This window comes from Nostoc favosum CHAB5714 (genome assembly GCF_020829495.1).
GTDB lineage: Bacteria > Cyanobacteriota > Cyanobacteriia > Cyanobacteriales > Nostocaceae > Nostoc > Nostoc favosum.
Map to the genome: position 1 here is coordinate 1 of NZ_JAIVFQ010000129.1, position 14597 is coordinate 14597.

At 40.5% G+C, this 14597-nt stretch carries 16 protein-coding genes and 2 pseudogenes; 15 read left to right on the top strand and 3 right to left on the bottom strand.

What is annotated here, in order from left to right; all coding sequences use genetic code 11:
- Nucleotides 1-805, top strand: a pseudogene (locus LC586_RS36055) (DEAD/DEAH box helicase); the annotation flags it as partial.
- Nucleotides 806-1066: 261 nt separating this feature from the next.
- Here the strand turns inward: LC586_RS36055 and LC586_RS36060 are convergent.
- Nucleotides 1067-1234, bottom strand: a complete 168-nt coding sequence (locus LC586_RS36060; protein WP_229490347.1) for a hypothetical protein — start codon at nucleotides 1232-1234, stop codon at nucleotides 1067-1069.
- Nucleotides 1235-1320: 86 nt separating this feature from the next.
- Between LC586_RS36060 and LC586_RS36065 the strand changes: the two genes are divergently transcribed.
- From LC586_RS36065 to LC586_RS36075, 3 genes are all read left to right on the top strand, one after another.
- Nucleotides 1321-2526, top strand: a complete 1206-nt coding sequence (locus tag LC586_RS36065) for an AIPR family protein (protein ID WP_229490372.1) — start codon at nucleotides 1321-1323, stop codon at nucleotides 2524-2526.
- 56 nt (nucleotides 2527-2582) lie between these two features.
- Nucleotides 2583-2813, top strand: coding sequence for a hypothetical protein (locus LC586_RS36070; RefSeq protein WP_229490348.1), 231 nt, complete (start codon nucleotides 2583-2585; stop codon nucleotides 2811-2813).
- Between the two features lie 528 nt (nucleotides 2814-3341).
- Entirely contained in the window at nucleotides 3342-4409 is a 1068-nt protein-coding gene (locus tag LC586_RS36075; protein WP_229490350.1) for a tyrosine-type recombinase/integrase, read from the top strand.
- 88 nt (nucleotides 4410-4497) lie between these two features.
- On the opposite strand, the gene LC586_RS36080 is transcribed toward LC586_RS36075, so the two are convergent.
- A complete protein-coding gene (locus tag LC586_RS36080; protein WP_229490352.1) occupies nucleotides 4498-5052 on the bottom strand; it encodes a hypothetical protein in 555 nt (184 codons plus the stop codon).
- Between the two features lie 561 nt (nucleotides 5053-5613).
- On the opposite strand from LC586_RS36080, the gene LC586_RS36085 reads away from it, so the two are divergent.
- From LC586_RS36085 to LC586_RS36125, 9 genes are all read left to right on the top strand, one after another.
- Nucleotides 5614-6120 (top strand): hypothetical protein, encoded by a 507-nt coding sequence (locus LC586_RS36085; protein ID WP_229490354.1) that lies wholly within the window; start codon nucleotides 5614-5616, stop codon nucleotides 6118-6120.
- 27 nt (nucleotides 6121-6147) lie between these two features.
- Entirely contained in the window at nucleotides 6148-6696 is a 549-nt protein-coding gene (locus LC586_RS36090) for a GNAT family N-acetyltransferase (protein ID WP_229490356.1), read from the top strand.
- A gap of 22 nt (nucleotides 6697-6718) precedes the next feature.
- Entirely contained in the window at nucleotides 6719-7258 is a 540-nt protein-coding gene (locus tag LC586_RS36095; RefSeq protein ID WP_229490358.1) for a hypothetical protein, read from the top strand.
- A gap of 233 nt (nucleotides 7259-7491) precedes the next feature.
- On the top strand, nucleotides 7492-7656 hold the full coding sequence (locus LC586_RS36100; RefSeq protein WP_229490360.1) for a hypothetical protein: 165 nt from the start codon (nucleotides 7492-7494) through the stop codon (nucleotides 7654-7656).
- Nucleotides 7657-7743: 87 nt separating this feature from the next.
- A complete protein-coding gene (locus LC586_RS36105; protein WP_229490362.1) occupies nucleotides 7744-8346 on the top strand; it encodes a siphovirus Gp157 family protein in 603 nt (200 codons plus the stop codon).
- A gap of 557 nt (nucleotides 8347-8903) precedes the next feature.
- Nucleotides 8904-9353: a hypothetical protein gene (locus LC586_RS36110; protein ID WP_229490364.1), complete on the top strand. Its 450-nt coding sequence runs from the start codon at nucleotides 8904-8906 to the stop codon at nucleotides 9351-9353.
- A gap of 337 nt (nucleotides 9354-9690) precedes the next feature.
- Nucleotides 9691-10065, top strand: a complete 375-nt coding sequence (locus LC586_RS36115) for a hypothetical protein (protein WP_229490366.1) — start codon at nucleotides 9691-9693, stop codon at nucleotides 10063-10065.
- A 48-nt stretch (nucleotides 10066-10113) separates the two neighbouring features.
- Nucleotides 10114-10335 carry a hypothetical protein gene (locus LC586_RS36120; RefSeq protein WP_094351896.1) on the top strand — a complete coding sequence of 74 codons (222 nt, stop codon included), beginning with the start codon at nucleotides 10114-10116 and terminating at the stop codon, nucleotides 10333-10335.
- Nucleotides 10325-11305: an A1S_2505 family phage non-structural protein gene (locus tag LC586_RS36125; protein WP_229490368.1), complete on the top strand. Its 981-nt coding sequence runs from the start codon at nucleotides 10325-10327 to the stop codon at nucleotides 11303-11305. The genes LC586_RS36120 and LC586_RS36125 overlap by 11 nt, the downstream gene beginning before the upstream one ends.
- Nucleotides 11306-11659: 354 nt before the next feature.
- On the opposite strand, the gene LC586_RS36130 is transcribed toward LC586_RS36125, so the two are convergent.
- A complete protein-coding gene (locus LC586_RS36130) occupies nucleotides 11660-12247 on the bottom strand; it encodes a hypothetical protein (protein WP_229490370.1) in 588 nt (195 codons plus the stop codon).
- A gap of 182 nt (nucleotides 12248-12429) precedes the next feature.
- Here LC586_RS36130 and LC586_RS36135 point away from each other — a divergent pair, with 182 nt between their 5' ends.
- Both LC586_RS36135 and LC586_RS36140 read left to right on the top strand, forming a co-directional pair.
- On the top strand, nucleotides 12430-14064 hold the full coding sequence (locus tag LC586_RS36135; protein ID WP_229490371.1) for an AAA family ATPase: 1635 nt from the start codon (nucleotides 12430-12432) through the stop codon (nucleotides 14062-14064).
- Between the two features lie 334 nt (nucleotides 14065-14398).
- Nucleotides 14399-14597, top strand: a pseudogene (locus LC586_RS36140) (DUF192 domain-containing protein); the annotation flags it as partial.

Genomic DNA, 14597 nt, shown 5'->3' on the forward strand with positions numbered 1-14597 from the left:
CCTCAAGGTTTGGCGAAAACGCTTACAACAGTTGATAGACCAAGGTTTAGTAAAGCTTTACCAGGCTTGTGCTGAACATTTTCCTGAAAATTTACATAAGGATGTCCCAACTCTCTGTTTCAATAGCGACCAAAGTAACCGTATTGCTCTGTCATTGCAGCAATCTCCAAATAATAAACCACAGGTATGGTTTCAAACCCGAAGCCCAGAAGGTGTTGAAACAGTTGTTAGTCGGTTAGAAACATTACGTCAACAAGCAAGACTTGTCCAAGCATCTGAGTTAGAAGACCTAAACACTACCGTAATCTTCTTAAACCCCTATGAGAAGGAATGGCGCGGCGACTTCAGCATATCAGAACTTAGAAATAAACTGAGATTAGAGGCTGCTTTATCTGGAAGCAAGGTGACGAAAGTTGTGTATCGCGATCGCTATCTGAGGGAAGAAGGGGCTTCCATTTTAGTTGAATTATTAAAATGGGGTGGATTTGATACTCACTCTCAGGTAGAAATTCTCACAGCCGAAGATAAGGATGCTAAGAACGCTTTTACCCTAGAGAAAGAGCTTAAAAAAATATTTGTTCAACTCCAACCGAATGAAAATAATTTGTTGGTTCGAGTTAAACGCTCAGTTGATTTCAAACAATGGAGTCAGCTTATTCCTCACGGTCGCGTTCTGGAAATCTACCGACAAGACGGATTGCATTATCAAGTGATTTTTGACATCGGGATGACCTTTTTAGCAAGAGAGTGCGGGAAATATCGTGTTAGATTTACTACTTATGTAGTCATTGAAAAAACCATTTAAAATTTGAGGATGGCGAAGAATTGGCGTTGCACAATACGGGATTTCCAAATAAAAAAATATCCCATCGCTCTGAAGGCAAGGGAGCAGGGGGAGGGAAAGTTGTAGTGAAGTCCAGAAATTGGATAATTTATTTTTTGGAGTTCCCTAGAGGGCTGTTTAGAACTCTGTATTATCCGTCAAATTCACTGCTCAATCCAGAAAACCTCTAGCTCAATTCATTGGGGCTTATTTTTGGTCAATACAATTGTTTTATGATCAATTTCAAAAACCTTCAGTATTTTCTGCTCCCACACCACTGGAGCCTTCCCCAAAAAGCCAGTCGCTATCAGTATCAAAATTTCCTTCGCCATCCACCTCTACTTCGCGTTCGGATGGGGACTGCCGCAAGTTGTTTAGACGTTGCCAGTCAACTGCAACAATTTTAGACATAAATTACAAAATATAATCTTTAAGCGCGAGCTTCTTCCCACGAGAAGAATAATTGAGAATGTATCGCTAAGATGCAGAAACCACCCATGCCGAAAAACTGGATTATTAAAGTAGATAACTATTTCCATGCAAACCCCAATTGCATCATCGCCACCGCCCATGTGGACACGTTTCCCACAAACCTACCCCTAGAACCCAACATCCGAGAACCCAACCGCAAAAGTGCGACATACCGACAAATCTTTGACTCTGTGACGACTCAACCAGAAAAATTCTTCTCTCGTCACAGTGGAATCGTTCTGTCAGCGAATAAAATTAAACCTAGCAAAAACAAAACTGAACTGGAGCTAGAAGTCTTAGAAGCTAGCGAGGGGGGTAGCGATGGCATTATCAATGGAGGTCACACAGTTTTAGCGTTTGAGCAAGCTAAAAATTACAAATATGACCTAACTCAAGCCAGAGTCAAAGTTACCATCCACATTGGCCTCCAGGAAGAGGAGGCTAAAGATATAGCCCTCGCATCCAATACTACAACACCAGTAGATTCTCGCTCCAAAGTGAACGCTAGGGGAGATTACAAATTTATCAAGCAGTATTTAGCACAGTTAGAAAGAGCAGAAGATAGAAAATTTAGAATAGCCTATTACCAAAACCAAAGCGGCGCTCCTAGAAATGCCCAGTGTAATGTTAACCACTTGTTCAAGCTGATCAACTGCCTCGACAGAAATAGATACAACCCTGACGGCAATAAACGAAGCAAGCACCCTACAGGTACGAACACCCCAAGCCAAATCACAGACACTGAGAGGGAAAGATTAACTCTTTTACTGCCTCTACTTCCCAAAGCTCTGTGGATAGAGCAAAGACTGTACGAAATTATCCAAGAACATATCAGCAACCCCAGAAGAAAGGGTGTCAACGATTTAGCATCAATCGATACACGCAAAAGTACCCTTCTCCCCGACAGCAAGTACTCGTTTGGGTTTGGTGCGCCAACCGACCTGGCACTACCCATCATTGCATCCTATCGGGTATTCCTAGACCAAGACTATAACTGGATTATTCCTTTTGACGAATTCGCCGAAAACTTTCTCCAACACCTGTGGGTTAACTATTACCGTAAATACTTGATATCGGAGAAAACAGCAGGAAATACAGTGGGGACTAAAATTTGTCGCAACTCAGAAATTTGGGAAAGTCTGTACATTTCGGCCCAAAGTTATCTCAATCAGCACTTGGTGAAAATTGTCAACTCCAGCAAGCATGAAGAATTAACGCTGACACCAAGCTAAAATGTCCACTTAACAATTAATTGTCATCTAAAAAGAGATTATGGGCATTTTCTAGAATGCCAGTCTCTAGGCAAAGCCTAATTGTGTTGCGATGGTGGGCGCTTTGTGCCATCGCAGCGCAAGGGATTTTAAAAATACAGGTTCTGTGGGTTGGCAATTACCGTCTACCCCTAAAACCTGTAGCCTTTACTAAAAAAGGATTTCCGAATTTCAATAACAAATTAGACTTGACACGATGGATTTTACGGCGTACCAAGGTAGGTAAATTGCGCTTTCACGAGAATTAAACCTAGTCCAAGTTGAAAAGGGAACTCTTAACAGGCGAAAGTATAGGATTTGGGAGTAAAACCCGATTAATAAAAACTATGGGTTTCAAAGTAGACGCGGTTTATCTGCACTTTATTGGTGCGATGGGCTTACGCCCCGCCTTCTTGCGATGACCTCCGGTCGGTCGGAGACCATCGCATTCCTAAACAGTTGCTCCCGTTCACCTGCGGCGGTTTGTTCTGGAACCTAACAGCACCAGCTTCCGGAACAAACACGGGCGGTGAATTAATGTCAGAATGCCTATTCCAAGAGTAGTTTTGGATACTAAGCCTGATGAAGACCCTTGCAAAGGAGTATCAGAAAACCGACTCTTGCGTTCACACAAGTTAACATTTCAATTAATTTGGCAAAACCCTTTTTGTTAGTAGTGAGTAGAGTAGCAAGGGGGAGTAGAATGAGACTAAAAATGTCTGGGAACAAACGTTATCGGACATTATTTTGGGGCGGATAAACCCGCTTTATTCCGCGTATTATTTTGAGGCTGTGTGATGACGTTATCACGTACAGACGCAGGTGTAGATACAGAAGAATTAGGGGTTGTCATCGCTCAGTTATCACCGGAACAATTAGCGGTGATCAAAGCAACAGTCGAAGCGGTGGTACAGGCAACTGGCACACCCAAAATCACTGGGGCGGAAACTACCAGCGAACTGTTTTCTAGTTGGCTCTTGAGTAGGGAGTCAGAGCAAACTGTGCGAGCATACCGAAATGACGTGATGCACTTTGTTCAGTGGCGACTAAGCATTGACTATCCAGACTTAGATAATTTAAACCTGCACACCACCACCAAAGAAGATGTGGACAATTACAAAGCCCACCTACTTAAAAAAGAGAAAACAGGGGAAATTGCTCGTGCTTCCGTCCGCCGCCGCCTTGCTTCCCTTAAAAGCTTTCTGCGCTACGCTTGCGATGTAGGCTACTTGCGGGCCAACCCTGCAATGTTGTTGAAAGTACCTCCGGAGCGCAAAAAGATTAAGGAGCGCACCCTGACTGAGACTGAGATTGAAATCCTATTCGATGCAGCTGCACAAGTTGTAGAACAAGCCCCCACTCCTCACAAAAAGATACAAGCGCAACGCAACCAACTAATTCTGGAGCTTTTTTACTACGGTGCTATTCGGGTAGGTGAGAGTGGTTTAACCTGGGCTACCATGCATTCAAATCAGTCCGGGCTACCTTACATCAAAGTGGTAGGCAAAGGAGACAAGGAGCGCGATGTTCCCATACCAATAGAACTTTACCAATACCTTTTGGCTAATCGACAACATACTAAAGACAAAACCGAGCCGCTTTTCACAAGCCAAAAAACGGGTGAACCCATTTGCGATCGCCACATCCGCCGCATCATCAAATCCATTGCCGAAGTAGCAGGGTTAAGTCGCATCCCCTCCCCACACTGGTTGCGGCACAGCCACGCTACCCATGCTGCTAAAAACACGCCTATTCACATCATCACTAAAACGCTGGGCCACTCGTCAGGGAAAATCACGATAGACAACTATCTACACGTGGGTGAAGATGAATCTAGCTCTCTTAATCTCAAACGATATCGCTGAGGCTTTGTAAGACATGCCCCGATTAGAAATTAGCGGCGATCGCCACGTAGCCCATTGAGCCACTACCCCAGAAATGTGAACGCTTGCGTCACCTGAGCGGATGATACAGTTCGTCAAGAGCATTCCATTCCCAACCCACGCTCATTGGATCACGGTTACGTGACCAACTCAAAAATTCTTTGGCGCTGAGTTTTTCTCTTTCAGCAATCAGGCTTTGGGGGCTAACACCGAGTCTTGGGGCAAGACTTTCGTTTGTCCTGGGTTGTAATTCAACTTGTGTTTGTTGGTATGGGTGCACTTGTCTTCGCGGCTTGTTGTTGCCCAATCTTCCAGAGGTGATCGCCCGTTCGATTAGCTCCAGCTTTTTGGTGATGGCTTCAAATTTTGTTTCCACCAAGGAGCCTTGATCGGCAAGATGGGATTCCAGTTTCTCCAGCTTTTTCTCTAGCTGTTTGACTGATTTACTGCCTGCCGTTACATCGATATCATTATTGATATCAAATTTTATTAGTAATTCCTCTAAGGCTTGCAGCAAGGCAATTGTATGACCCTGCCTATGTAGTTTTGATAGTCGCCGAACCACCTTAATTAGTGGAACGGGCACACGAATCATCTCGCTTGGTGGGGACTTTTGGTCAGGCATTTGATATCATTTTTGATATCGACATATTGACTGTAAAAGGTTTGGCGCAAAGCTATAATTTACTGAGTATAAATTATGTCTATGTTTTGAAAGATTGTTACATTTAGAAACAATCTGCTGTAGAGGAATAATAAAGTTCAACAATTTCTGTTAGGTGCTTTACCCTGCTCCAGGCATCCGTCCATAAATCGCTTGCTTGCCTGTACGCCGAGCACACGCTACGTTATTACTAGAGCGATCGCTTCCAGCAGGCGGTTACGCCATCGCACTTGCTATTTAGACCTGGCGTGTTGACCTTCAAAGGTAGCGTTGACGCACTTCCCCTCGCTGTCCGTATACTCATTACTCCCTAGTGCCGATACATAAGCGCACTATCCGAAAGAGATCGCGTCCCAGTTTAAGAAGTGAACTTAAGACATCACCTCATAATTTGGTTGAAATTCTAGCGTCCCTTTGCGTTGATTAGTTTCATAAGTGGGCTAGAACCAACAGAGTGTTCTGATTATTCTGTAACTAGCTAAAATTTTAACCATGTAGGGGTAGAGCTACCAATGTAGGCAAATGACCGAACTATATAAGGCTGGAATCATTGAGGTAACAGAAGCAGAAGATGAAGATTTATTTGAAGTTGCGGTGCATTTTGACGGCGATATTTTTCTTCCCAACGTCGTTTTTGCAGGCAAAGACCACGCATTGCGGCAAGCTAAAAAGCTCTATGATTGGCTAGAAGCTAATCATAAAGAAATCAAGGGAGAGCAACTGCGTTGGCAATCATACACAGTTAATCGTGAATCTTTAAGAGAATATCCAGCTTGCTATTTACCTTACTACTACTCAAGATATGAGCAAAGTTTAGAAGTTTCAATTGTTGAGCGAGATAAAGAAGCTATTGCTTCTGGTTGGTTGAGCGCTGAACCTTTACCTTACTATATGGATAAAGAAGATGGTTTGGTAGTTCTTGGAGACATTTCAGATGATGCTGTGCTTGCTGGTTGGCATCAAGCTATTGATATACGCATTCACATTTACTCTTTTATCTACCAGTCAAATAGCAGTCACAAGCTTTAATCATCAGTTAACAATTAGGAGCTTTAGGTGCAGCGAAAAATCGAGTTAAAAAGAGGTGTTGACAATACATCTGTTGAAGCCTATTTGGTAGATTTAGTCCAAAGACATGTTGATGATTATGTCAATTATTGGGTAGAAAGCTTAAGGTTATTTAGTCAATCAGATAAATACTGGGATTGGATATTCAAATTAAGATATATTTCCAATCAAGAAAATCTTGAAGGTTACGCAATTGAGTGCGAAAACAAAACTCAAGGATTAATGATAATAGAAACGCAAATGCACGGTTCTCGGTTAAATATTGGTAAAAGGCTAGTTTATGTTGATGGCATTGCCACTGCCCCCACTAACCGAATCGAGATTCAACGCCCGCCTCAATTCAAAGGTGTCGGTCAAGCACTATTAAATTTCGCAAGAATTAGAAGTGTTGAGTTAGGGTATGAAGGTAGAATTGGGTTGCATTCCTTACCAAGGTCTGAAGGATTTTACGAAAAACAAAATATGTTGAACTGCGGTTCGGAAGAAGAATATGATAATTTAGTTTACTTTGAGTATGGTGTATTGAGACAAAGATAAGGGCTGATCCCGGTAAAATTTTATGAATCATCAACAGCAAAAGGATAATTCTGAGGAAAACGAGTCAATAACAACCCAAGAAGCTATAGATTTGCTTTTTGGTGAAGGATGGCTCGAAGAAGCTGTTTGCATCGAAGATGAAGCAAATTGCACGATTGGCGCTGGTTTGGATTGGGGTAATGCATTACCACCTTTAATGCTCAACCTTCCTTTATTTGGTCGTCTATCAACGCTGCGTGTATCTCTTAACCGCGAAGTCAGGCTAATAATTGAAACATGGGATTTAGGTATAGGTACAACTTCTGCAACAGAGACTGCAAGGGCACGCATTAAAGAGCGGTTGCTATCTCCTACGCCTGAGTTAATACCTCACTTGGAAGCTACTTTGTTACAAGATGATTTATACGGTGAGGAGTTTATATCTAACCGCGAAGCTCTCAAATCGCTACTTGCAGTAGTTCTTACTGATGCTGATAGAGAAGAAATTGCAGAGAAGGCTGCTAATTCAATACGCACACAAGTTATGTCACAGGTGAATTTTTCCGGAAAACTTTCTGCGTAAATATAATCACAATAATATCGCGTCAAATTCAAGCAAATTCATCAAAGGGGCGATCGCAGGAGCAGAGGTTACTCTACATCGCTCTTAGCCACATCCATGAGAACTAAATCTATCTGGTATGATAACAAAATTAAGTATATTAATAAGGTAAAAGAGAAATATTCTCTTTATAAGTCAACATCACAACATTTGCTGACGCAACAACTTCGTTGAAAAATTGAAGTTGTATAAACATGAAAACTACTACTTATAACCCAAAAGCTAACAAAAAATTAGTAAAATCTGCACAGCAAATTCAACAAAAAAGCACCTTCATAAGCGAGGCAGATTACTACGACTACGAAGCAGAATTGGCACAAGAAAAATCAGACTACTATCACTTGCGGTACGGGTACTAAATTCAATCTCCCTTCAAGCATCAACTCTCTTTAGTCAAGAACTAGTAGCAGTTACTTGCTACTGGTTTTTTATATCAAAAGTAAATTATGACTCAAGCAATTGAACACGAAATCAACCAACTCAGTCTCAAAGAGTTAAGCCTAGATGCAGCTAAACTTTGGTCACAGATAGAAGAAGCAAGCGAGTTAGGAGAAGAGGGTAAGGTAAAACAACTCGTACAAGAACTTATGACTATTCAGGATGGTATCGAAACCAAAATCGATGCGATCGCCTGGGTAGTTGACCAGTTAAATCTTGACCTTGAAACTTGGGAGGAAAGAAAAGCGCGAGTAGCCGAACTCCACGACCAGGTAATCTCACGTCGTAAAACTCAACTTGAACAAATCAAGCGCACCCTCATCCACCTACACGAGATTGGATTAATCAATGACAAAAACATCGGTAAGGAAAGGGTAATTGAAATCAGGGATAATCCACCCAAAGTGGCTAACTTACTAGTAGAAGTAGATGATGAAGATTTTCCTGATGAATTTAGAGTTATTAAGTACCAAGCTAATAATAAGGCAATTATTGAAGCCTATAAATCTGGTAAAGATATTAGCAATGTTGCTGAGGTAACTATCGGTAAACAGGTACGGTTTAAGGTGCAATCAGGTAGTAAGACGCGCAATAAGAAAAACCACAACTAATGGCATACGCCTCAACCATGTAAATCAAACATAGCTATATCCCATTTCCGAATATATCATCAAATGGTTAAGGGTCAAATCTTAATCATTTTTATTTTTTCTAAAAACTATAGGACTAGTATTTGATTTTTGCGAAGCTAGGCACAACTTCAAGAGGCTTCTTTCCTGCGATGCACTGAGCTTGCCGAAGTGTTCCCTGTTCCCTCCATACACAAATAATTTTAGAAATCAAACCGGATTCCTATATAGCTTAATTTTAAACTTCTTCAAAAAATCATCAAAACTTTGCCTAGATTTAAAATCATTGAAGATATAATCGATGAAATAGGAAATATCAATGTTAGCAACAGTAACTATGTCGGACTAGGTACAAACATCGTTACGATAGGTTGGTATATTTAACCTTATTTAGTATGGCTCAATAGGTAATTGCATTTGATTAGGTAGTTTCTAATTTTCAACTAGTAATCAAACTACCCCTAGTTTCAGCTTAATCTGAAGGTATGCAATCACCATCAATAAAAAGTTAAATATTAGCCCTTGGAAGCAACCTTCAAATGTCATATCACAAGAACCGAAGTATAGTTATCCGTAACGCTATTATCGACAGTTTGTTTATCCTCTGGTGTTTAGTCTGGCGCACTGGTTTAGGGCTAACCTTTTTTATCATCTATGCTTCCCTTGGCTACATATATAGCTGGCCATTCTATCTTCCAATTTCGATTATTTTAGGATTTACCCCTTGGGGCTGGAAGGTACAAGAAGAAAGAAGGGATAGAGAAGAAGAACGAAAAATGAGGAAATTGAAAAATCAAATAGGGGACGATTTTATCTATGCCAAAGCCGAATCAAATATCGAGATAAATTACAGGGGAGTTATCTTCCTCAAGTCAGTATTTGGTCTATTTGTTAGCGGCTTTTGGGGGATAATACTTGGCTGGAAAGCTATTTTGAGTATGGTAGTACAGTTAGTAGATAATATCAAAATAATTGTTAAATATATATAAAATAACATTTTCATATAACTAAACCAAGCCCAAGAGTTATTTCATTACTGTTTCAGCATCATTTGGAGACAGTAAGTATTAAAACATAACTTATTTTTGAGCCTTGAATTAATATAAAATTTATTAATATTTCCGATAAATAAGCACCAATTAAATAATTTTACGTCATTCAATAATATTCAATATCTCTGGTTTTGGGATAATATCAAAGCTGACAGAGTAATTTTGTAAAAAAGCATTTTTAATATCACACAAGCTCACGCTTAATATAAATAGAAAGCTGGCATATCGCTTCATAAATAGCCAGTTACTAGTTATATCAACAGGAGTTACAACAATGGAATTAGCACAGTATATGCTGACAGGGCTTCTCTACGTGATTATTTACGGATTTTCCACTTTCTTTATTTTCCAGTTCTTAATAGAGATATCTATCGCTTTTGAAAAACACTGTAACTGCACTACATCTATAAAACCCACTGTAATTAAAACCGAAACCTTAACTGAAAAATCCAAAATTTGGATATCTACCAAAAACAAACATCAAGTATCTACAACCAAACAGATGACTGTTCAACAGTTAAGAAAGAAATGCTCACAAGCTGGAATAAAATGGAGTTACGCTATCCAAGAATCCAAAACAGGTAAGAAACGACATCTCAACCGAGAAGAAATGTTAATAGCCTTAAGCCAAATTAAACAGTCAACATAATAAAAATATAAACTGATAGTAATTCATTCTATTATCAGTTTATATAAAATGGACAATTACTGTATTTGTTGGCGAAGAAAAAATTCTAGTAAAGAAGCATCACCCTTAATTTTCACTCATCCAAATTCTAGACAAGAAGCAATGATAAGAGGTGATTATGGTGAGATGGAATTATGGGATAACCTAACTGCTGCTCAAGCAGAAGTAGAAAAATTTAATCACAGATACCCCAATCTTTTCTTTTGGGTAAAAGAACCAAATGTCAAATAATCATCCCTACAAAATTATTCCTGACAGAATTACCAAACTAGCTTCATACCAGATTTTCGTATTTGGCAGCAACACTGAAGGAAGACATGGTGCTGGAAGTGCTTTATTTGCGCGACAGTACTGCAATGCAGAATACGGTAATCCCCAAGGAAGGCAGGGACAATCTTGGGCGATCGCAACCAAAGACCTAAGTAAGGGTATCCGGTCAATCCCCCTTCTCCAAATCAAATCCCAGATTGAGAAACTAGTCGAATATGCAAATACTCATTCTGAACTAGAATTCCTAACAACTAGGATTGGATGCAACCTTGCAGGATACACCGACCTAGAGATAGCTTCTCTGATTGGCAATTTCAATCTTCCTCCTAATATCTGGCTGCCCCAAGAGTTTGTTGATTGCCTCATAGAAGATAAACCAACCCTAAAAGTGGCATTCATGGGAAACAGGCATCAAAAATTTGATGAGTCAAGATGGAAGCAGGTGCGTAGCCGACTCGAAGGCATGATTGTTCGTGCTTGCGATCGCGCCCTTGAGTGGGGCTACAAACGCATCCAGTTCTATTCAGGCATGGCATTGGGAGTTGATACCGCAGCAGTAGAGATAATCTTAGGCTTAAAGGATAAGTACCCTATTGAGATAAACCTCACTGCTGTCGTACTCTGCACTAACCAAGATGCCAAATGGAATAATCTCGATAAGCAGAAGTATCATTGGCTGTTATCCCAATGCGACGCTATCAAATTTGTCTCTAACTTACCTTATCAAGAAGCTGGAGGAATCAAATGTTTAAATGCTCGTAACCGATGGATAATTAATCAAATAAAAAATGTCCACGATATGATGATTGCTATCTGGGATGGGCAACCAGGGGGAACAGCTAATTGTATTGCCGATGCAACAAAATTAAACCGTAGAGTCATAATTTATAACTGGGTTACAAGCACTTATCAAAAGTTCGGAAATTGGTAAATTAATCAGCAGTCAATAAGACTGCTGATTGATATTTATTAATAATATTTTTAATAAAAAATAACAAATAATAAATTACAACATAGGCTACACCTAAAATAAGTGGTGCAAGGAGTGAAATCACTCTGTTGAAGGTAGCATAGTGCTACCTTTAATTTCTTTAAGTTTGACAGCCATTGTCAGTGAGGACATGACGAGAAAATAAGAGGCAAGCATAATACCAGGTAAAACCAATATTTGCCACGGTGGCAACTGCCATCTTACGAATTTATCAGCATTTGGGCGACTTAACCAGAGGCGATCGCCTCTGGTTCTGAATTGCCAATTGGCAATTTTAAAAACATTCAGCTGGTTCTAGACAGTAATCTTCTTCCTTTGGACAAGATAGCCTTGGCGGTAATCACTCTTCTTTAATTTGGAAGCTTGACGTGCAGACCACTGACGCATAGGAGTAACTTTCTCTACATGAAGTAGCTGATGGCGATAAGTATTATTATCTGTCAGTTGGGCGAGCGCACCAGCAATAAATCGAGCGCAGCGTTCTGGTTGAGACGAGACTTGTTCCTCTGCAAACCGAATGACAAGCCAGTTTGCATCGACAAAACACTTGTTTCGGTAATCATCCTCGCCAATACAGTGGGTAGGCTTAAGAGTTGCAAACGAAATTGGCTCATCAACCTCCAAATCTATGTGTAAGCCAGTATTTGGTTCAATAATAAGAAAATCAGCCGTAAATGGTAGTCGATGCCCTGGAGGAAGCATCACCTGCTGGGGAGAAACAATTTCACCAAAATAGTGTTTGAGAACATTTTCAAACAGCCCCTCACTTGCCCCGATTGGTGCATCTCCCTGTCCAGAAGGAAAAACTAAAGGGGTAAACTGTTTTTTTTCTTTAACTAACTCTGGGATAACAACAATTGGATATTCTGGTGTCTTTGCCATACTTGCACTAACTCTTCATACTGCAATTATCTAAATTCACAACGCGATTATACAATCAACAAAATACTGAAAATCAACCAACTTTTTTCTAATTTATGGACGCAAGAATTAGAAAATTATCAGTTTTCGGACAGCATCTCTTCTGGATAAGATTACTTCTGAGTACGCTACAAGCAACTAAGATGAAGTCTAGCTTTGACTATCTAGAAGACCTTCTTGCGGACAACTATCCAATCATCGCCTGCGAATCTCCCCTCCAAGAACGTCACCGCCTCCTCACCCGAATCACTACTTACTGTCACCAAGCAGGCAGAAAAGCCTACATCTGGAATCTCAGCGAGGACAGTATTAAAGAACTAGTAGTCAGCGCCGAAGACAATCTCGTTCTTCGAGAGTTTGACGACTATAAACCTTCCATAAAACAAAATAAAGAAGACTATTTTCAAGTACTCAATTTTTGGAAAATTTATTCTGGCACTGGAGTATTAATTGTTGAGAATATTTTCCCTTGGATCAAAGAAAATACACCTAAAGAAACCGATTTTATTATATCAGAATGGATTAAATCGTCGTTAATCAATCTCAAATTTCATACCAAAGATAGTGGCAAAACTACTATATTACTAGGAGCCAACGCTGAGATAGCAAGCGAAATAGCGGCAGAAATTCCCCTATGGAGTCAAGAACTACCAGATGTACAAGAAATTATTTACAGTTTAATTAAAAGCAAAAGTTTTTCTTTCACATATACGGAACAAGACTATTTAGAAATTGCTAACGCTAGTGCTGGTTTGTATATTTCTGATATTATGTATTGCCTAAACGATATTAGTAAAAATCATGATTTAGGAAATTCCAGTGAGATAGCCAAGCTTCTGCTATCAAAAAAAATTCAACTGCTCAACCGCTTGTATGACATCGAATTCTTACCTCCACCAAAAGTCCAACTTGGTGGATTGGAACTCATGCAACAGTCATTCAAAAAGTTCAAGCGATTGCTTACCCCGCGTGCCAAACAATATAATCTGCGTGTACCCAAAGGGATTATGCTTGTGGGGCCACCGGGGACGGGAAAATCACACTCAGCAAAAGCCTGTTCCCAGAATATGGGTATTCCCCTTATCATGGTCGATTGGGGCAACTTTAGAAGTTTTGGCAACCAAGCAGAAATGAAACTTAAACGCTTGTTGCGACTGGCAGATAGGCTCAACCAAGTAATTTTGTACTTCGACGACTTCGATAAAGGCTTCGCTGGGGATGATGACCTCGCCAAACGGCTTGCTGGCCAGCTGTTGACATGGATGCAAGAGCGCACGTCAGATGTACTAGTCATCGCCTCAGTCAACCGAATGGAATGGCTGCCACCCGAACTCACCCGTGCTGGACGGTTTGACTATTTATTTAAGGTAGACCTGCCCAATAATGGGGAAAGATATAGTATCTTCAAACTGCACGCTGCCCGATTTGACGAACGTTTTCGCAATGGCGGCGACCCCTGGAGCGAGGAACAGTGGCGCAGAATTCTTAAAGCCACCAATCGGTGTGTAGGTGCAGAAATCCAGACAATTGTAGAACGCGCCGCTAGTACCATATTCTGCGAAACAATAACAGAAGATACCTACTCAGAAAGCCAAGTCCCCACACTTGAACTAACAATCGAGGCATTACTAGAAGAACGCCGCCAGATTAACCCGCTTGCCATCCGCGAAGCCGATAAAGTCGAGTCGATGCGTAACAAAGCTGACCAACAAGCTTTACCTAGTAGTCCCCTCGATGAAAGCAAGTTTGCTGTTGGTAACATCGAGATTTTTAGCTAATGAAAGGAGTCAGAATACAGAATTCAGGAGTCAGAAGAACTCCAGCCATAAAGGAAGGAGTTTCGCGCTGGTGGTTAAAAACTTTTTTGTTTTGCTTAACAACTCTGACGAGGCTTTAAACCAACAGTTAAGAGTCATTCGTACAAAGTCCTCAAGCCTTACGCAAGCTTTCTCCTGAATTCTGACTCCTGAGTTACGACTACTTCTTTGTAAACATCATAAATAAATTCAAAGTTTCACCATGTTTGGACGAAAGCAAATGTAGCCAAAACATTTCAACAGATAATAATGCTTGCCATTTCTAACCACTCTACTACTTTATTTATCTAAAACTATGGAAGTCACAAGACAAACCGCTCAAACCAACATTCAAACTAAACAAGCACAAAATCCAGAAAAAAGCCTATTTTTCAAAATTCTCAATATCGTTGGGCCGATTGCTGGTTTTACTGCTGCTCTCTCACCCCTACCACTATACTTTTGGACTCGCCAGCCCCAGTATCTACCTATTGGTGCAACCTTTACCAGTAATA